Here is a 17,682-nt window from a genome sequence, read left to right on the forward strand (position 1 = left end):
ACGACCTTAAATTCAAAAAACTGTTGAGATATATCATGTTTTTATTATTGCGCGATCCTTGCTCAACAATTGCCCCATGACCCGGCTCGTTTTTTTGCTAATGAGCGGGATGTTAATGATATCAACATCTTGCCATGCTTATCACAATTATCACTGGCAAGCAGGTTTCCCAATCCCGATCCAGGGAAAAGGGGTCGACTTGGTCAGCCAGCAGCAACAATTCCTGTTGAAGCAGCGCCCTTATCTCCAACAACGTCTTGCGGAGACACAGCCCGTTATTCGCTGGGTCGCGGAACAGGTTCACGAACGCAAACTGCCGCCCTTGCTTGCCTTTGTTCCTTTACTGGAAAGCAGTTACCGATTGGATGTGGTCTCTTCCGCTGGCGCCGCAGGCCCCTGGCAGCTGATGCCAGATACCGCCACCCGATTTGCCATTCCCATCACCAGCGAATTTGATGGGCGCTATTCACTGCCATTGGCGACAGAGGCTGCCCTTTCCTATCTGGCATGGCTGTATCGCTTCTTTGGCAATGACTGGCTGCTTGCTTTGGCCGCCTACAACGCAGGAGAAGGGCGGGTACTCAATGCGGTTTTAAAAGCGGGGACACGTAATATATGGGAACTGGATCTTCCGACTGAAACACGCTTTTATGTCGCGCGCTTTGTTGCGCTGGCAAGACTGCTTGATATGGCTGACAGCTATCAGTTTCAACTTCCGCTATGGCACAGCGGCAATGACTTGCAAATATTCCGTCATCCGAACGGCTGCTCACTGCCCGCGTGGGCTCAGGCAAAAGGCGTATCAATGAATGAAGCCAGCCGCTGGAATCCGGCCTGGCAACTCCCTATCGCGCAAGGGATAACCCATTGCCCTATCGTCTATAGCAAAGGCAAAGCCCCCACCGCCAACCGGAAGAAAGGGGCGACCGCCATTGTCAAAGCGGTCTCACTGGACAGTCTGCATGATCCCCTGTTGCTGAAAGCTGCCAGGGGGCTTGATATGAGTCGAGGCGAGATCAGGCTGGAACGCTTGCCTGATCCTCTTGGGATTCAGCAGAAGCGGCCGCTGATTGCGGCACCATGAAACTGTGGCGCCAATGGCTCAGTACCGGAGCCAAATCAACCTCTTCCGGATATGACCAGCGAGCACCATAAAAGCAGAGCTGCCGGCCAATGGCGCGACGATGAGTGATGTTGCAATCCAGCGCAATTCGCGGCAATAGGGCGAGCTTCACCGTTTCGGGTAATTCAAATCGAGCAGGAGCAAGGAAACCGACCCCGCCCGGACCAATGTCTTTGATCACTGCGCGGCCAATGCTCTTGTCAAACAGCAATCCGGAAATCAGCAATCTGGCCGCAATCCCGCAACTCTGTGACTCGAAAGGCGTAGTTCCATCGTGCAGATACCAGCGCGGTACCTTTCGGCGTGGATCATTGTGCGAGGTATGTAGCGGAAACTCGATCTCAGGGTCGTCCATGGGAAATCATCTCCTTGGCATGACTAGCTGCCGCTTGCGTTTGGGAGCTGAAAAGTTGCTCCAGATTAGTTTCTGCCTGGGTTGTCATGACCAGCAATTCAATGCGCCGATTACGGCTGCTTTGTGGATTCCGGGTATCTTCCAGCATGGTATCGGCCATCGCGACAACCTGCCCGACCCGTTCAGGTGGCATGCCTCCCGCCAGCAACACCCGTCTTGCCATCATGGCGCGGTCTGACGATAGCTCCCAGTTGCTGTAATTGTCACCGGCAAACGGTGTGCTGTCGGTATGGCCAGAAATCATGACCCGATTCTCGATACGCTGGAATATGGGTGCCAGCGCCATCAACATATGGCGAAAGAAAGGGCTGATACGGGCACTGCCGCGGCTATACATTTCCCGATCAGCATCATCACGGATCAGGATCCGCAATCCTTGGGGAACAATTTGAATCTCGAGGTTATTCTTCGCCTGCATCTGCTCAGCAAGATGGTCGATAAAGCTGGCCAGCTGCTTCATCTGGGCTTCACCTTCAAGCTTGCCTATCAACAGCTTTTCATACCCACCACCCGGGCCGTCAGAAAAAATGCTCTGATTACGGTCCATATGCTTGGGCATCAGCTGGCCCTGCTGATCGAACTTGGGATTCAACTCATCCATCACAGAGGGGTTACCCCCGAGATCGACAGGATAGGGGCTGTTGCGAATATCAAACGGGTTGGCTTCACTGTCCATGATGCTGTAGTCCCGCAGGCGGCTGGCAACGACTTCCCGCTCCTCCTGATTGGACACAGCCAGGATCCACAGCACCATGAAGAACGCCATCATGGCCAACGTAAAGTCAGCAAATGCCACCTTCCAGGCGCCGCCCCCTTTGGGACCGCTGTTACGACGCTGCTGGCGCTTGACGATAATCTGTTCGTGGTTACGCATTACATCGCCCTGTTAGTCACCCAATCTTCCAGCTCAAGGAAGCTTGGTTTGACTTCAGGCTCCAGGATCTTGCGACCCGAATCGACGGCAAGTAAAGGAGTTTTGCCACGCAACTGGGCAATCAGGATCGACTTGATGCACATCAACAGGCCGATACGGCGCTTGACCATATCTTCCATGGCATTGCTGATTGGCTCCAGCAAGCAGTAGCAGAGGAAAATACCGATAAAGGTGCCCACCAGAGCGGCCGCCACATGGACACCGATATTGCTCAGGGGGCCGTCGAGTTGCTGCATGGTGATGATGATCCCCATCACCGCAGCAAGAATGCCGAAGCCCGGGCAGGCCTCACCGGTTTTGTGCAAGGCATGGGCCGGTTTGAGCATGTCCTCTTCAATGGCCATGATCTCCTGCTCCAGCACTGTATCCAGTTCATGGGGTGTGATCTTGCCCATTCCGAGCAGACGCAGGTTATCGATAATGAAACCAAGCAGTTGGGGATCTTCCGAAATCTGGGGATACATCAAGAAAACCGAGCTCTGCTGGGGATTTTCAATATGCTCGTCGAGCGCCTTCATCCCCTTGTTGCGTGTCTCTTCAAGCAGTTGATGCATCAGAGTCAACAGCTCACGATAGACCTCTTTCTCTTCTTTATTCGCTTTGAAGCACATCTTTATCTGCCGCCACATTTCATGCATCACCTCTTTCGAGTTGCCCAGAAACATGGAGCCTACCGCTGCGCCGATGATGATGATGAGCTCGGCTGGCTGCCACAAGGCTGCGAGGTTTCCCCCGGCCATCATGAAGCCACCCAGCACGCACACTAATATGACGCCGATGCCAATCTGTTTTTGCATGAATGTTCCCGCACGATACAAGAAGGGTCACCAGTAAAGGTGAAGCACTACTATATGGAGTCGACCAATCGCTGCTTTAGCTGAAGTACACATTGCTTGTGCAACTGACAAACCCGGGATTCGGTTAATCCCAGCACCAGCGCGATCTCTTTCATATTGAGCTCTTGCTGGTAATAGAGGGAAAGCAATAACTGCTCGCGTTTATCCAGAGTGGCCAACACCTTGCTGATGGTCATCGCCATATCGACATCATCAGACTCGGTTGTTGGCGCCTTGCCTCCATTCTCCAGCCACTCTTCCAGACTCTGCAGTGCTTCAGCCTGGCTGGCGTAGGACAACTGACGCACCTCATCCACCGAACAGTCGAGCGCAGCAGCAAGTTCTTGCTCTGAGGGGGGGCGCCCCAAACGATTGTGCAGTTCACGCTGCGCCTGATTATGGCCATGTACCTGCTGTCGCAGTTGGCGGGGTCGCCAGTCCAGACGGCGCAACTCATCGAGCATGGCGCCACGAATCCGTTTGAAGGCATAACTTTCAAACTGGGCATCGGGCTCGCTGCCATAACGGCGCCACGCCTCCAGCAATCCCATCATTCCCACCTGCTCCATATCCTCCTGATCAAAACAGGCACTGACCTGGCTGCGCAGATGACTGGCGGCTCGCTTCACCAAGGGCAGATAGCGAGCAAGAATAGCGGGCTCTCCCGTGCGAGGAAGTTGCGGAGTATCGGCAAACTCTTGTTGAGCATCCCAAACGGAATCAGTCATATCGTGGCTACTGTACCAGCACCTTGGTGATCAGCACTTCATCCAGATAGGGCTTGTAGCCATATCCCTGTACCGTAGTGACCAGCTTGTCGCGCAGAGAGACCTGCAACTTGGAAATATTCTGCAGCTCGACTTTTACGTCATCATGGGAGCGGTGGCTGAAATACTGCACCATGGCATTGCGGATCAGTGGTGTCAGTTCATCCAGCTTGGCAACCTGCGCCGGGTTGTAGGTCACCAGTGCCAGCTCCAGCACCAGATAATGGGACTGTTCACCCCCTTCCAGACTGATGACAAAGCGCTCCATCGGCTTGAACAGCGGAGTGCTGCTCAGCTCGGGCTTTGGCTCTGCCAATCCGAGCCAGACTTCGACCACATCGCGCTTAAGCCATGTGCCATAGGCCAGTATGGCCAACAGACACAGAGCCATGACGAATATCATCAACCACTTCATGACACGCCGCATAATGTAAAACCACTCTCGCTGTTACGGGTTAAAAATCAGACCAGTGTATTGAGCCAGTCGTGCACCGTATCCCATTGGGAATCCGGATCATCCTGCCACTGGCGGCGGCCAGCCAGGATCTTCTCCTGTTGCCACCGCTCCTGCTGTCCCTGTTCGCCACCCTGCCCCACATTGACCTCGACCCCGCCGGCATGATGGGGCGCCAGGCTCATGCGCAAGCGCTCCATCGACTGGATCATCGCATCGCGCACCGCCGGATTGGTCACGTTCAACTGGACATTGAGCCGATCACCATCGAGCTTGACGGTCAACTCAAGTCGCCCCAGCTCTGGCGGGTCCAGCCGGATGTGAGCCTGTTTCACCTGTTGATTGACCTGCAGTTCAACCTTGTCCTGAAGCAGGCTAACCAGCTGCTGTCCCCACTGGCTCTGGTTGTCTGACAACCGGACAGGTGCCCATTGATAGTCGACCGGACGCAGCGGTGCAACGGCGAGTTGTCCAACTGCCAGCTGGCGAGCATCTGGCAACCTGTTTTCTACCGCAGCGGTATCAGGCACATTTCCAGCATCGAGACCGGCGGCCATAATCGGCAAGGTGAAGCGGCTGGGCAATACACCGGTTTGCCCATTTGATTTGACAAGCAACGTAGAGAGCGCCTGTTCTGCAGCAGCAGAGACCGTTTCACGACGCGGCATCACCTCTTGCTCGGGCAGCGTGGTCAAACTCCCCATCAAGGCACGAAGAGAGGGCGGCAATTTGTTATCCACCACCACCTGCTGGCCACCGGTGCTACCTTCAGCTCGGGAAAAAGTACGACTTACAAGCACACCATCAAGATCGGCATCACTTACTCTGACAAAGAGAGGAGGCATATTGGTAAACGCTTGCAGCTGTTCAGCCGGGTCGCCTTCCATCCTTGGCTGTTCGCTCTCTTTTTCCTCTACCGCAACATCGCTGGCAGCCAGCTCGGGCAAGGGCAATACAACCAGAGGCTCAACCGCCTCATCCAGCGGTTGATACAGCTCACCTTCACTGCCGGCTTGGCCGGACAAACGGTTCAAGGCCGTGACATCCGGCGAATACGCAGCGTCAAAACCGCTAAATTGAATCAATCCCATTGCTCTGTCTCACCGTAGGCGGTCAAACCTTCACGAATCGAAGAAAGCTGCTGCCACTCCTGTTTACGAACCTGGGTCTCCTGCTCGCAGAGTTGCAATGCCTGTCGATACAAAATTCGGGCTTTATCTCTTGCTGGTTGCAACGCAGCCCAGAGTTGGGGATTCCGGCTAACTTGAGAGACAAATTGTGCAAAACGTCCATCGGTTAGCCTGACTGCATCCCACTGGCCAGCTTGCGCTTGTTGCAGCAAGAGCGTACCCAACCCCAATAACTGACGCTGGCGAGTCTGCAGTTCGGTCTCACGCAACACGGGAGCAATACCTGACATGACGAGCCCCAAAAAGAAGATGAACCAGCCCACAAGCAAGGAGTGGGCCAGACCGAGAACCAAGAAATTTCAATATGTTGGGCGTGAGGAAGAACAGAGAGGAAGGAAGTACTACTTCCGTATTAACGAGGATGACGCGCCATTGCTTCCCAACCCTCTTTCAGCTCTTGCAGGATTTTGCGCACTTCGGCGAACCCCTCAACATTGTTGGAAACGCTGATTTCGAACAATTTTTGACCGCAGTAGTCATAAAGACGATGCAGGTTAACCGCCAGCTCACCACCCTTATTCATATCAAGCGCACTGTCCAGCCCACCCAGGATCTGCAGACACTTGTTGATGGCCAACCCTTTGCGCTCAAACTGTTTCGCCAAGATATGCCCTTCTGCTCTGGCTATCTCGTCAAGCAAGCCATCCATCAACATCAGCACCAGCTGATATGGATCGGCACTCGCGGCCTTGGCTTCTGTGGCGGCAAATCGATAGGCATCATAGCCATCTTCAGATTCAAACATGGGTCACTCGCTATTGCAGGTTCAAACCAGTGCATCCAGGGGAAAAGCTTACAGTGCTCCCATGGTCTGCATCATCTGGTTCATGGTGGTGAATTGATTGAGGTAACGCTTGTAAACAGATTCCATCCGTTTATTCAGCGACTCCATTTTATCATCAAGTCGCTTTTGATTGGCTTCCAATGTGCTCTTGCGAGTGGCCATCACCCCGTTGCTCTTGGAGAAAGGGTCGAGCACCTTGCTCATCCGCTTGAGCAAACCGTCATCCCCCATCAGCGCCTTGCCCAGCAGTTCAGGGCCCTTCTCGAGCGACTTTTTGAAATCAGAGTCACTAAACACCAGCTTGCCCGACTTCTCGGTTTTGATACCAAGCTGAGTCAGGGTCATGCCAGCAGGCAGATTGCGAACCGCGTTGGCCAGCGCACCTTTCAAACCTCGCACCGTGGCATCAGAAGCCAGTGCGCCTTTTGCCTTGATATCGGTGGATGTCTCTTTGTTCAGCAGATCCAGCAGTTCGTTATAGCTATCAACAAATTTTTTCAATGAGCCGGTGACGGCTTCATTGTCATAAGCCACCGTCACCTGCATCGGGCCATCGGTTGGCTTTTGCACCTTGGTGAGATCCAGCGTCAGCCCTTCAACTACGTTCTCAATTTTGTTGGTAGGCGACTTGATCTCCAGCGCACCGTCGCCAACCCCCATCTTGATGATGGAGTCCTGACCCGGGGTGATCACCTTGCCATCGATAAAAGCCTTGCCGAACGCAGAAGCCGGGTCGCCATCATAGGTGGGGGTAAACACCTTGGCTACTCCGCTCTCTTTGCTGGTCAGCACCAGGTTAACCTTGCCATCCGTGCGGATCAGGCTTGCCTTGACCCCTGGGTTATCCGCCGAATCATTTATCGCAGAAACCAGACTCTGGGCTGTCGCCCCCGCAGGCAAGGTCGCCAAGTCGATAGCAAACGCCTTGCCATCAAGGGTGAACGACACTTTGCCGGAGGTTGGCAATGGCGCCTTTTCATCTGCCAGTTGCACCCCGAACTGATGGGCCTGTGCCAGTTGCTTGACCTCAAAGTTATATTGCCCCGGGGTCGCCTTGCCATTGCTGGAGACCGTCATGATCCCCTCTTGCGAGAGGCTGGCTTTCTGGGCCTGCAAAGCCGCTGGCTTGTTCAGATCTTTCAGCAAAGTCTGAAAGCTGGAGAGTTTGGAGTTAATGGATGACAGCGAACTCTGCTGCGCCTTGACATTGGCCAGCTGCCCCTTGAGCAGCTTGTCCATGTTCTTGCGCTCATTGGTCACCATATTCATCGCGGCTGAAGCGGGATCGACCTGCATATATCAACTCCTTCGGTATCAGGGCAAGACTTGCTTGTTGAAAAACGCTGTTTCGCCAGCACTTTTCAACCGGCAAGGGGAAGAAAAGAGGCCGCCACACAGGTAGCGGCCCTTATAACGATTAACGCAGCAGACCGGTGACCATACCAGTCATCTGGTTTGCCTGACCCAGCACAGACATGCCAGCTTGCATCAGCATCTGGTTCTTGGTCATGTTGGTGCTTTCGGTGGCGAAATCGGCATCCATGATACGGCCCTTGGCGATATCGGTGTTCTCTTTCATGTTGGAGAGGTTGTTAACGGTGTGCTCCAGACGGTTGATATTGGCACCGAAAGCGGAACGTACGCTGGTGATATCCTGCATAAAGGATTCCAGCTCACCGATAGCTTTTTGAGCGTGTTCTTGGCTCTTCAGGCCATACTCCAGGGTCTTGGAATCCAAGCCAGAACCTGCGGTCATGGCGCCAACAGTAGACTTGTCAAAATTCTTCTGAGCAGTATCCAAATCGGTCTGCTTGGTGGTCAACGTGTTTGCCGCAGTGTCATACGCGGTCTTTGCTGTATTGTAAGTACCTTCTTTGATTAACTTTTGTGCAGCATCAGACTCTCCCTCCCAATCAGTCTTGGCTGTATCCATTGTAGCTTTTTTGCCATCCGCATCAGTTTTAGCGGTATCAAACGCGGTCTTGGCACCATCCAATTTGGTATTCAGATCAGTCACCCCATCAACCAGCTTCTGATCTTCAGCACTCAGGGTTGCGCCACCGACAACCTTCTTGAGGGTATCGCCGATAGCCAGGGTCAAACGCTCACTGTCGGAGCCACCAATCTGGAAGGTCACTTCCCCCTTGGCAAACTTGCCGTTTTTGCTATCCAGCAGGTTTTCGCCACCGAAGGTGGTATTGCCGGCGATATTTTTCAGCTCTTTGGTCAACTCGCCGAATTCGGCGTTCATGGCGGCAATATCTTTATCGCTGCTGGTGCCGTTGGCGGCCTGGGTAGCCAGATCCTTCATGCGCTGAACGATATTGGTCATTTCGTCCATGGCACCTTCGGCAGTCTGCATCATGGAGATGGCATCCTGGGCGTTGCGCATACCGATCTTCTGGCTGTTGGACTGGGATTGCAGACGAGTAGCGATTTGCAGACCAGCGGCATCGTCAGCGGCAGAGTTGATGCGCAGACCGGTACCCAGACGCTGCATGGCAGTGCTGGCCAGCTTGTTGGTGGTGGTCAGTTGGTTCTGGGTAACCATGGATGCAAAGTTGGTATGAATTGACAGACTCATTTTCGTTTCCTCGAAATAGATGCTGCCACAGGCAGCGTTTGGGTTGACCCCAATGAAGAACGACCACAGCGTCGTGAAAATTAAATCTTTTTTTGCTGAACAGCAGTTTCTCTTGGCCCCCCGTTCAGTACTCAACAATGTTCTTGCAAGCAGACCGCGTCGTCACAGGCACAAGAGGGCATCACAGAGATAAAAAAACCGCACAAGTCAGCTTGTGCGGTTTTTTAACGATGAGACAGGTCAGCGCTATCAAGTGAGTAACGCAACCACCCCTTGCCGAGTGACGTTGGCCTGCGCCAGCAGACCGGACATGGTGCCCATATAGCCGCCTTGTGAGAGGCGGGCGGCCAGAGAGGATTGCAACTGTGCCAGCTCCTCCTGTTTCAGGTTCTGACTGCGAGCCTTGACCTTGTCCAGTTGCAGCACCATCTTCTGGCGAAACTGTTTCAACTCCCGTACCGATTGCTCAATCTCGCCAAGTACTTTTTGCAGCCGCTGCCGCTCCTGACGGATCTCCCCTTTGGCAATCCCTTCGGCCATATGGGTCAGCGCTCCGGCCCTGGGCTTGAACTGCACCGGGATCGGGTTGCCTGCCGGGATACGAATCCCCTCCCCCCGGATCAGTACCGGCTCATCCAGTTTGCGACGATAGGGTTCAGCGACAGAGAGCTCCAGCTTGCCCAACTCATTCAGCCGAGCCCGGATATGCTCTTTACGCAGCGCCCGATCGAGTATGGTGACAACCTCCCCCTCTCGTGCTCCGGCGGGGATGGTCACCTCCACCGCACTACTGCTTTGGGGGAAAGAGAACACCAGTCGCTCAGTGCTATTTTTGGCGCTTAATAAATCCAGATGCTCGGCACTGAACCGGGTGCGCAGTTCCTGAGGTGACGCAAGAAGTCTGGGCTTGAGCTCGTCAGTCAAAGGGCCTCTTGGTTGGGTGACTTTCTCTTCCAGCATTTTTAAGCGGTTGGCAACGTCACTGCTGGCCAGCTCACGCTGACCCAACTGGCGTTCCAGCCGCTTCAATTCGCCCCAAACCTGATTGAGTGCCTGTTCCCCACCCTGAGCATGGGCAATGCGCTGTTGCGCTGCGCCGATCAGGGCCCATCTATCCATCCGGATAATATTGGGGTGGCGCTCGTTCTGCTTTCGATTTTCCGGAGTGTGAGCCTGTGCAGTTGCGCGGCCCTGCAACTTGGGCTTTGCCTGCGCCTCGGCAACGCCCCCAAGACGGGTTTGCTGGATCTGCATCATGACTCCTTCACTCGTTACGGCATGTAGTTGAACAGGCTAAGGCCATTAACCTTGGCAAAAGCTTGCTGCTGCACCTGTAATGCCATCAGGACGTGGGCCTGTCGGGTCGCCGCCTCGGCATAATCCAGCGACTCTATCTGGTTGCTCACTTCCTTGCTATAGACACCTTTCTCGGCATGGCTCTCATCAATCTGATCCAGCAGATTGATCCGGGCACCAATCGTGCTCACCGCCTGGCTGATACTATCTTGCAGCGTCTGGCTGCGGCCGAGCATGGTTCGGGCTTGATCGACGGCGTCAGGTGCTGCGTCATTAATGGCCGTCACCATGCTATCGAGTCGCTTGAAAAAATCGTCAGGCTTCAGAAACAGCTGGTCAGCCGTCTGGTTCAAGCCCACAGTGACGCCGTTGGCAATACTGACATCGCGAATTAGACCATCGCCGTTGTACTTATAGCTCCCAAAATCAGCAGCCTTAGGGTCAGTCACCTTGACCAATGCGGTCTGGTCAACCTTGCTACCGGTAAAGAGGCTGGAGCCACTCTCGTTACGCGCATTGGCTAGATCCAGCAGACCATCCTTGATAATGGCGACCTCACTGGCCACCGCTTTGCGATCCGCATCCGACAAAGAGCCTGTTGCAGCAGTCTGGGTCAACTCCCGCAACCGCATCAGCATGTTGGTCATGGTTTCAAACTGCAGTTCCCCCTGAGAGAGCTGGCTCTTGGCGTTGGCAATATTTTTCTGGTACTGCGCCATCGCCACCTGCTCTTTCTGCAAGCCCAGCAGTTGCACACTGCCAACAGGATCATCAGAGGGCTGAAGAATGCGTTTTTGCGTGGAGATTTGGCGATCAAGCCGGGCATATTCACCGAAGCCATGCTGCAAGTTGTCTAGCATGCTGAGCTGGATCTGGTTGGTACTGATGCGCATGGTCACCCTCCTCAGAACATATTCAGAATGGAATTGAAGAGTTGTTCCGAGGTGCTGATCACCTTGGCATTGGCCTGATAAGCCTTGGTGTAAGCCATCACTTTCACCCCTTCCTCATCGGTATTCACCCCGCTGACACTGCTCAGCTTGGCCGCCATCTGTTTTTCCATATTGGCATCGGCCTGCATGCTCGCTTTCGCCTGCCCGCTCTGCACCGCCATCTTGCCAAGCAGGGCACTATAGGCATCGTATTGGCCATTTTTTATCGTCAGCAGGTCCTGCAGGTTGCGGTTATCGCCCTTGCCACCACCGGCCTTGGCAAAAGCCAGGTCGTCTCCGGTAAAACCATCAGCCACCCGCAATGTTCCCAACGCATTGATGTAGTTACCATGGATATCTTTTGTTTCGTCAAAAGCGAATAGCCGTTTCCCGGTTACTCCATGAAGGTCAAAACCACCGGCCTGTTTATCATTGAAATCCTTTGCGAGCTTGCCCGCTATCTGATTCAGCGCCTCTCTGGTCGGCCGCAATACTGTGGTGCGATAATCAATCACACCCGCCAGCGAACCACCGTGCAATTTAGGAACTTCAAACGTCTGACCACCGAAAGCGAGGCTGAGTTTATCGCCAGCAAGCGCGAGAGTACTGCTGCTTCCCCCCAACACCAGCGGCTGTCCTTGCGGCAGGCTGATCGCGAAAGCGCCGTCACTCTGACGATTAACCCGCACTTCCATATAGGTCGACAACTCACGAACAACCTGTTCGCGACTATCTTCCAGCGCTGAGGTATTGACGCCCTTGGCGGCTTGATCACCAATCTGGACATTCAATTCGGCCAGTTGTGACAGGTAGCTGTTCACTTGGGAAACAGTGCTGCTCAACTGATCGTCGATCTGTTTTTCCTGGGTAACCAGGCTCTCGTCCAGCTGGGTAAAGCGGTTGGCGAGCGCCCCAGCCGAGCTGACGATCTGGCTGCGCTGTGCCGGGGTTTCCGGACTGTCGAGCGCAGCACTGAGCGAGGCAAAAAAGCTGTCGAGCCCTTTTGCGATATTCATCGACTCACTGCCCAGCAACTGCTCTGTCGTATTGATGTACTGATGAAAGGCATAAGAAGAACCGGTGGCCGAACGGCTACGCCAGTGTTGAGCAACCAGATAGTCATCCGTTACCCTGCGTACCCCTGTCACCTCGACACCGGCACCATTATCCAACCGCCCGAAACCGGACAGACTGCCCATCATGGCTTCCTGACGGCTATACCCGATGGTATTGACGTTCGCGATATTCTGGGCGGTCAGGTTCAATGCAATCTGGGCTGCATTTAGTCCGCTGGCGCCGATATTGAGCAGTGACATCAGTCAACCTTCTTCATTTTTGCCGAGTTGAGAGGCTGGCTGAACGCAGCCAGGGTCTGCTGCTCTGAAGCGACCATCCCGTCCGGATTCTTTAATGACGGAGCCAGCTGGTTGACCATCTGCTCCCGCAGACCGATGCCACCACGTTTGACCATGCTCATCGCCAACTGGCTGTCATACATATCGCGATAGAGGGATTGTCCCTTGATGATCTTGTCGTCCTCATCCTGCAGGGCATCCGTCGCCGAGCGCATATGTTTGAGCACGGTTTGCAGAAAACTGACTTCAAACTGACCGGCTGCAGCATCCAGCGCGGCACGCTGATCCGGGTTGCTTTTGATTTGCTGCAATTCATTGAGATCCTGATAAAAACCGGGATCCGAGCTAATTCTGGTCATGATAATCCTTAGATAACCACCAGCTCACCCTCAAGGGCGCCAGCCTCATTGAGCGCTTGCAAGATGGCCATGACATCATCGGGGGTTGCCCCGAGTGAATTGACAGCCTTGACGATCACTTCCAAGGAAGTGCCATCCGGCCAGACAAACATGTTGTTACGTTCCCGATCGACCTGGATCTTGGAGTTGGGGGTCGTGGTGGTTTGCCCGTTGGAGAAGGCGTTGGGCTGGCTGACCGTCTGACTCTCGCCAATGGTCACCGTCAGACTGCCATGACTGACGGCAGCCTTGTGAACCTTGACCCCCTGCCCCATCACCACAGTACCGGTTCGACTGTTGAAGACCACCTTCGGCCGCTCCTGACCCGGATCCACCTTTATATCTTCCAACAGTGCCATAAACGCGATGCGCTGACTCTCGTCCCTGGGAGCAGCAACCTGAACCCGCCCGGCACTCACCGCGCGGGCAACCGGCCCCAGCTGATGATTGATGGCACGCTCCACATTGCGGGCCGTCTTGAAGTTGGGTTGGTGTAGATTGAGGGTCACTTCCGGCTTTTCGGCAAAATTGCTGACCACCTCTCGCTCGATGGTGGCGCCATTGGGGATAATCCCGGCTGTCGGCACGTTAATCGTGACCGATGAACCTGATTGCCCTTCCGCTTTCACCCCGGCGACGACCAGATTGCCCTGCGCCACGGCATAGACTTCACCGTCGATACCACGCAGGGGGGTCAGCAACAGAGAACCGCCACGCAGACTCTTGGCATCACCAATGGAAGTCACGGTTACATCGAGCAACTGCCCCTTGCCAGCCAAGGCTGGTAGCGTGGCTTGGACCGAAACGGCTGCCACGTTCTTGAGCTTGGGATCGAGATCGTCCGGTAACTGCACGCCAAACTGCTTGAGCATGTTGGCCATGGATTGGCCGGTAAATTTGACCTGGCTTTTATCACCGGTCCCGGAGAGACCGACCACCAGACCATAACCCACCAGCTGGTTGGTTCTCAGCCCCTGCACATCGGCAATATCCAGCAAGGCTCGTTTGGCCGGTGCGGCAGCCTGACTAAACAAGGGCAAGCAGAGACAAAGCAGGGCGATAAACCATCTGTTCATGTGATTCCTCAAAATGGCGCAAACGCCGAGCTAAAGAAGCGGCCCAGCCACCCCATCTGGTTACTGTCGGCGAGGGCACCACGACCGGCATAGGTGATGCGGGCATCGGCAATGCGCTGGGAGGAGATACGGTTACTCTGGTCAATATCTTCAACCCGAACCATGCCGCCCAAGCGGATATATTCATCCCCCTGATTGAGGCGGATCCACTTTTCACCGCGGATCCCCAGCACACCGTTGGGCATCACTTCCGCGACCGTCACGGTTATGGAACCTGCCAGGGTATTTTGCTGACTGGAGGTCGCTCCGCCATCAAAATCCCGATCCGCACTGAGGGCGGCCCCCCAGTCGGGGCGCAGTTTACCGCCAATAGAGGGGGCTGGCACATTCATGCTGCTGTTTTTGCTCATGCTGGTATTGGCTTTCTTGCTCGACTGGGTACGCTCTTCCAGCACCACGGTGAGAATGTCACCAACACGGTAAGCTCGCCGATCCTGAAACAGGGTCATCATGTAGTTGCCCCGATAGAGGCCACCATCTTCACTCTGCGCAGCCGCGGTCACCTTGGGACGGGATGGCGCCCATTTCTCGTCACCTGGCTCGGGCGCCTGCAGCTCATAGGTGGCACAGCCGCCCAACAGCAATACCAACCAGATATAACGCAGCATCGACTTCATCATTACAGTGCCTGAGTGACAAACTTGAGCATCTGGTCGGCGGAAGAGACCACCTTGGCATTCATCTCGTAAGCCCGCTGGGTCGTGATCATGTCAACCATCTCCTCGACCACGTTCACGTTGGAACTCTCCAGCGTGAATTGCTTGACGGCCCCCATCGCCTCTTCACCCGGTACACCTTCAATGGGCTCACCGGACGCGCCGGTTGCACGGTAGAGGTTGCCACCGAGCGCTTCCAGACCGGCCGGGTTGGCGAAATTGGTCAGGGTGATACGGCCCAGCTCGACGTTCTCTTGCTGACCGGGCAACGAGGCGCTGACAGTACCGTCGGTACCAATGGAGATCTTGGTTGCGTTATCAGGGATCTGGATCTGCGGCACCATGGGCAAACCATCCGCGTTAACCAGCTGCCCCTCGGCATTGCGATGCCATTGACCATTACGGGTATAGGCCGTCTCGCCATCCGGGCGCTCAACCCCGAAGAAACCGGCACCGACAACCGCCATATCCAGCTCCTGATTGGTATTCTGGAATTGGCCGGAGGTGAAGACCTTTTGGGTACCCACCACCCGCACACCATTACCCATCTGAATACCGATAGGCGCCAAATTCTGCTGATCCTGCTGGGCACCCGGCTGGCGCTGCACCTGATAAAAGAGATCTTCAAACGCTACTCGATCGCGCTTGAAGCCGACCGTGTTCACGTTAGCCAGGTTGTTGGAGATACTGGACATCTTGGCATCTTGTGCCGACAGACCTGTTTTACTGACCCATAATGCTGCGTGCATTGTTATTCCACCTTGTTCATCAAGCCCAATCCACAAAGGAGTAGCCGGATACCGGACATCAGCCCGATACCGTCAATCTCAACCCTGACCGGAAATCAATCTAGCCCCTTGACGAGCCTGATCATCCGCCGCTTTCATCAACTTGACCTGCAGTTCGAAATTGCGGGTCAATGACATACTGCTGACCAGCTCATCCACGGCATTGACGTTGGCCCCTTCCAGAAAGCCGGATGCCATTACCACCTGCTCGCTGCTTTCGGCATCCCCCCCCTGGCGCATCCGGAACAAGCCATCGTGGCCTTTTACCAGCTCAACCGGATCCGGATTGACCAGCTTCAGGCGGCCAACATCGAGCCGGGCGCCACCACCCGGAGGAGTGATGCTCAGGGTGCCATCCTTGCCGAAACTGATGTCACGATAAGCGGGCAGCACCAGCTCGCCACCTTCCCCCAGCACCGGCCGACCATTGAGGGTCAACAGCCCGTCAGCATCCGCTTCCAGGTTACCAGCACGGGTATAGGCCTCTTTGCCATCCTCAGTCTGTACGGCAAGAAAGCCTTCGCCACGAATCGCCACATCCAGCTTGCGACCGGTCTGCATCAGAGGGCCAGCCTTGAAGTTGGTGCCCGCCATCTCCTCCTTGGCCATCACCCGGCTCTGGTAACCATCGCCCGTCAGGGCATAAGCAGAAACCCGCTCAAAGTCAGCCCGAAAACCGGCGGTATTGACGTTGGCCAGGTTATTGGCACGGATCTGCTGAGCCATCAGGGTATGCTGCGCCCCGGACATGGCGGTGTAGATAAGCTTTTCCACGGGTTACCCTTAGAAGGAGTTGAACAGAACCTGGGTCATCTTGTCAGCGGAACTGATGGTCTTGGCGTTGGCCTGATAGTTACGCTGGGACGTCATCAGGCTAACCAGTTCACCGGTCAGGTCCACGTTGGAACTCTCGTAGGCCCCGGCAGTCAGCTTGCCCATGGTGCCGGTTCCCGGCGCCCCCAGTACCGGCTGGCCGGAACTGAACGACTGTTGCCAGGTGGTGTTGTTGGTCTGCAGCAGACCATTGGGGTTGGTGAAGTTGGCCATCACGACCTGCCCCTGCAACAGGCTCTGGCCGTTGGTAAAGGTGGCATAGACACCACCATCGGCATCAACCCGTACACCGGTCAGGTCACCTGCGGTATAACCATTGGACTGGTTGCGGGTAGCGTTGAAGTCGGAGGCATACTGGCTCATCTTGCTGATATCGATGTCTAGCTTGATATCCGCAGCCCCTGGCGCCTGGATGGTTAGTGACGGTGGGGTCTTGAAGTTTGCAAGGGTACCATTTCCACTGAACGTAAGAGTGTCAATGGAGGTATAAGCCACTGGAGACACTGGCGTTTGCTCCTTGCCATTCTTATCAATAACTTTGCCATCAAAGGTACTGTATCGCTCCCAAGTATTGTCGCCAGTTTTAACAAAATACTGGGTCAAGGTATGTTCTGTGCCCAGAGAGTCATAAACCTTGCTGGATTGGGAATAGTTAAAGGTCTCTGACTTTGTCGGGTCGAACTTATTAGCAGCTACCGTCTGATCAATTTTGCTGGCATCCGCTTTGAGATTCGCCACAAACTCCAGTTTGTCGGATGGCTTGGCTGGCAGGCTGCCCGCCTTGACCTGAATATCCCCAACCACACCAGATTGCAGTTTGCCCGCGTCATCAGTGGTATAACCCTGCAGACGGGTACCACTCGCCGTGGTCAGGTAGTTACCGCTATCACGCTGGAACATGCCCGCTCTGGTGTAGGAGGTTTGTCCGCTGCCATCTTTCAGCACGAAGAAACCACTGCCAGAAATCGCCAGATCCAACCCGCGCCCGGTGCGCATCACATCACCGTTGCGATCAAAGTTCTGGGAGACGTTGTTCATCTCGACACCGCCAGCCTGACCACCACCATAGATGGCGGCAAACTCAGCACGGCTGGATTTGAAGCCTGCGGTACTGGCGTTAGCAACGTTGTTACTGATAACGCTCAATTCCTGGTTTACGGCGCGCAGGCCGCTCAATCCGATACTGAAAGACACTGTGTC

General features: G+C 54.8%; 20 protein-coding genes and 1 pseudogene. 1 reads left to right on the top strand and 20 read right to left on the bottom strand.

The annotated features are described in order from the left end of the window. Positions 1 to 76: 76 nt before the first annotated feature. The gene (locus ACB040_RS03925) at positions 77 to 1,084 is read left to right on the top strand and encodes a lytic transglycosylase domain-containing protein (RefSeq protein ID WP_338773519.1); all 1,008 of its coding nucleotides are present in this window, start codon (positions 77 to 79) and stop codon (positions 1,082 to 1,084) included. Here the strand turns inward: ACB040_RS03925 and ACB040_RS03930 are convergent. The 20 genes and pseudogenes from ACB040_RS03930 to flgEL all read right to left on the bottom strand — a co-directional run bounded on the left by ACB040_RS03930 (position 1,017) and on the right by flgEL (position 17,676). Beyond that, on the bottom strand, positions 1,017 to 1,478 hold the full coding sequence (locus ACB040_RS03930; RefSeq protein WP_158110345.1) for a hypothetical protein: 462 nt from the start codon (positions 1,476 to 1,478) through the stop codon (positions 1,017 to 1,019). The two genes, ACB040_RS03925 and ACB040_RS03930, sit on opposite strands and share 68 nt — an antisense overlap. Further along, positions 1,465 to 2,412, bottom strand: a complete 948-nt coding sequence (gene lafU, locus ACB040_RS03935) for a lateral flagellar motor protein LafU (RefSeq protein WP_139494768.1) — start codon at positions 2,410 to 2,412, stop codon at positions 1,465 to 1,467. The genes ACB040_RS03930 and lafU overlap by 14 nt, the downstream gene beginning before the upstream one ends. Continuing rightward, positions 2,412 to 3,269: a lateral flagellar motor stator protein LafT gene (gene lafT, locus ACB040_RS03940; protein ID WP_338773515.1), complete on the bottom strand. Its 858-nt coding sequence runs from the start codon at positions 3,267 to 3,269 to the stop codon at positions 2,412 to 2,414. The genes lafU and lafT overlap by 1 nt, the downstream gene beginning before the upstream one ends. A gap of 50 nt (positions 3,270 to 3,319) precedes the next feature. Further along, on the bottom strand, positions 3,320 to 4,036 hold the full coding sequence (gene lafS, locus ACB040_RS03945; protein WP_047438672.1) for a lateral flagellar system RNA polymerase sigma factor LafS: 717 nt from the start codon (positions 4,034 to 4,036) through the stop codon (positions 3,320 to 3,322). A 7-nt stretch (positions 4,037 to 4,043) separates the two neighbouring features. After that, entirely contained in the window at positions 4,044 to 4,466 is a 423-nt protein-coding gene (lafF, locus tag ACB040_RS03950; protein ID WP_272870671.1) for a lateral flagellar basal body-associated protein LafF, read from the bottom strand. Between the two features lie 71 nt (positions 4,467 to 4,537). Next, positions 4,538 to 5,620 (bottom strand): flagellar hook-length control protein FliK, encoded by a 1,083-nt coding sequence (locus ACB040_RS03955; RefSeq protein WP_338773510.1) that lies wholly within the window; start codon positions 5,618 to 5,620, stop codon positions 4,538 to 4,540. Then, positions 5,611 to 6,012, bottom strand: coding sequence for a LafX (locus ACB040_RS03960; RefSeq protein WP_234921483.1), 402 nt, complete (start codon positions 6,010 to 6,012; stop codon positions 5,611 to 5,613). Before ACB040_RS03960 ends, ACB040_RS03955 begins: the two co-directional genes overlap by 10 nt. A gap of 59 nt (positions 6,013 to 6,071) precedes the next feature. Further along, positions 6,072 to 6,464, bottom strand: coding sequence for a lateral flagellar export chaperone LafC (gene lafC, locus ACB040_RS03965; protein ID WP_005336195.1), 393 nt, complete (start codon positions 6,462 to 6,464; stop codon positions 6,072 to 6,074). Positions 6,465 to 6,512: 48 nt separating this feature from the next. Further along, positions 6,513 to 7,799, bottom strand: coding sequence for a lateral flagellar capping protein LafB (lafB, locus tag ACB040_RS03970; protein ID WP_338773507.1), 1,287 nt, complete (start codon positions 7,797 to 7,799; stop codon positions 6,513 to 6,515). A gap of 121 nt (positions 7,800 to 7,920) precedes the next feature. Continuing rightward, on the bottom strand, positions 7,921 to 8,436 hold the full coding sequence (locus tag ACB040_RS03975; protein WP_371153441.1) for a flagellin: 516 nt from the start codon (positions 8,434 to 8,436) through the stop codon (positions 7,921 to 7,923). 129 nt (positions 8,437 to 8,565) lie between these two features. After that, positions 8,566 to 9,087, bottom strand: a pseudogene (locus ACB040_RS03980) (Lateral flagellin); the annotation flags it as partial. Between the two features lie 249 nt (positions 9,088 to 9,336). Then, positions 9,337 to 10,341: a hypothetical protein gene (locus ACB040_RS03985; RefSeq protein ID WP_371153324.1), complete on the bottom strand. Its 1,005-nt coding sequence runs from the start codon at positions 10,339 to 10,341 to the stop codon at positions 9,337 to 9,339. A gap of 17 nt (positions 10,342 to 10,358) precedes the next feature. Next, positions 10,359 to 11,276 carry a lateral flagellar hook-associated protein LfgL gene (gene lfgL, locus ACB040_RS03990; RefSeq protein ID WP_338773501.1) on the bottom strand — a complete coding sequence of 306 codons (918 nt, stop codon included), beginning with the start codon at positions 11,274 to 11,276 and terminating at the stop codon, positions 10,359 to 10,361. A gap of 11 nt (positions 11,277 to 11,287) precedes the next feature. Continuing rightward, positions 11,288 to 12,631 (bottom strand): lateral flagellar hook-associated protein LfgK, encoded by a 1,344-nt coding sequence (gene lfgK / locus ACB040_RS03995; RefSeq protein WP_338773499.1) that lies wholly within the window; start codon positions 12,629 to 12,631, stop codon positions 11,288 to 11,290. Next, positions 12,631 to 13,029 (bottom strand): rod-binding protein, encoded by a 399-nt coding sequence (locus ACB040_RS04000; protein ID WP_118854516.1) that lies wholly within the window; start codon positions 13,027 to 13,029, stop codon positions 12,631 to 12,633. Before ACB040_RS04000 ends, lfgK begins: the two co-directional genes overlap by 1 nt. An 8-nt stretch (positions 13,030 to 13,037) precedes the next feature. Continuing rightward, positions 13,038 to 14,144, bottom strand: a complete 1,107-nt coding sequence (gene fgIL / locus ACB040_RS04005; protein ID WP_267517642.1) for a lateral flagellar basal body P-ring FlgIL — start codon at positions 14,142 to 14,144, stop codon at positions 13,038 to 13,040. 8 nt (positions 14,145 to 14,152) lie between these two features. Continuing rightward, positions 14,153 to 14,824 (bottom strand): flagellar basal body L-ring protein FlgH, encoded by a 672-nt coding sequence (flgH, locus tag ACB040_RS04010; protein ID WP_101529990.1) that lies wholly within the window; start codon positions 14,822 to 14,824, stop codon positions 14,153 to 14,155. Then, complete coding sequence (gene lfgG / locus ACB040_RS04015; RefSeq protein ID WP_005336212.1) at positions 14,824 to 15,609, bottom strand: lateral flagellar basal-body rod protein LfgG; 786 nt, start codon at positions 15,607 to 15,609, stop codon at positions 14,824 to 14,826. The genes flgH and lfgG overlap by 1 nt, the downstream gene beginning before the upstream one ends. 78 nt (positions 15,610 to 15,687) lie before the next feature. Next, entirely contained in the window at positions 15,688 to 16,422 is a 735-nt protein-coding gene (lfgF, locus tag ACB040_RS04020) for a lateral flagellar basal-body rod protein LfgF (RefSeq protein WP_047438690.1), read from the bottom strand. Positions 16,423 to 16,431: 9 nt separating this feature from the next. Further along, a complete protein-coding gene (gene flgEL, locus ACB040_RS04025) occupies positions 16,432 to 17,676 on the bottom strand; it encodes a lateral flagellar hook protein FlgEL (RefSeq protein ID WP_139440292.1) in 1,245 nt (414 codons plus the stop codon). Between the last annotated feature and the right edge of the window lie 6 nt (positions 17,677 to 17,682).

It is taken from the genome of Aeromonas sp. S11(2024) (assembly GCF_041402345.1).
In the GTDB taxonomy this organism is placed as follows: domain Bacteria; phylum Pseudomonadota; class Gammaproteobacteria; order Enterobacterales; family Aeromonadaceae; genus Aeromonas; species Aeromonas veronii.

Excerpts from the sequence above, each read along its gene's own strand:
- ACB040_RS03955 (WP_338773510.1), bottom strand. The coding sequence starts at position 5,620 with ATGGGATTGATTCAATTTAGCGGTTTTGACGCTGCGTATTCGCCGGAT.
- lfgG (WP_005336212.1), bottom strand. The coding sequence starts at position 15,609 with ATGCACGCAGCATTATGGGTCAGTAAAACAGGTCTGTCGGCACAAGAT.
- ACB040_RS03930 (WP_158110345.1), bottom strand. The coding sequence starts at position 1,478 with ATGGACGACCCTGAGATCGAGTTTCCGCTACATACCTCGCACAATGAT.
- lafS (WP_047438672.1), bottom strand. The coding sequence starts at position 4,036 with ATGACTGATTCCGTTTGGGATGCTCAACAAGAGTTTGCCGATACTCCG.
- lafC (WP_005336195.1), bottom strand. The coding sequence starts at position 6,464 with ATGTTTGAATCTGAAGATGGCTATGATGCCTATCGATTTGCCGCCACA.
- ACB040_RS03925 (WP_338773519.1), top strand. The coding sequence starts at position 77 with ATGACCCGGCTCGTTTTTTTGCTAATGAGCGGGATGTTAATGATATCA.
- lafT (WP_338773515.1), bottom strand. The coding sequence starts at position 3,269 with ATGCAAAAACAGATTGGCATCGGCGTCATATTAGTGTGCGTGCTGGGT.
- ACB040_RS04000 (WP_118854516.1), bottom strand. The coding sequence starts at position 13,029 with ATGACCAGAATTAGCTCGGATCCCGGTTTTTATCAGGATCTCAATGAA.
- ACB040_RS03975 (WP_371153441.1), bottom strand. The coding sequence starts at position 8,436 with ATGGATACAGCCAAGACTGATTGGGAGGGAGAGTCTGATGCTGCACAA.
- lafU (WP_139494768.1), bottom strand. The coding sequence starts at position 2,412 with ATGCGTAACCACGAACAGATTATCGTCAAGCGCCAGCAGCGTCGTAAC.
- lfgL (WP_338773501.1), bottom strand. The coding sequence starts at position 11,276 with ATGCGCATCAGTACCAACCAGATCCAGCTCAGCATGCTAGACAACTTG.
- flgH (WP_101529990.1), bottom strand. The coding sequence starts at position 14,824 with ATGATGAAGTCGATGCTGCGTTATATCTGGTTGGTATTGCTGTTGGGC.
- lafB (WP_338773507.1), bottom strand. The coding sequence starts at position 7,799 with ATGCAGGTCGATCCCGCTTCAGCCGCGATGAATATGGTGACCAATGAG.
- lafF (WP_272870671.1), bottom strand. The coding sequence starts at position 4,466 with ATGGCTCTGTGTCTGTTGGCCATACTGGCCTATGGCACATGGCTTAAG.
- lfgK (WP_338773499.1), bottom strand. The coding sequence starts at position 12,631 with ATGTCACTGCTCAATATCGGCGCCAGCGGACTAAATGCAGCCCAGATT.
- ACB040_RS03985 (WP_371153324.1), bottom strand. The coding sequence starts at position 10,341 with ATGCAGATCCAGCAAACCCGTCTTGGGGGCGTTGCCGAGGCGCAGGCA.
- fgIL (WP_267517642.1), bottom strand. The coding sequence starts at position 14,144 with ATGAACAGATGGTTTATCGCCCTGCTTTGTCTCTGCTTGCCCTTGTTT.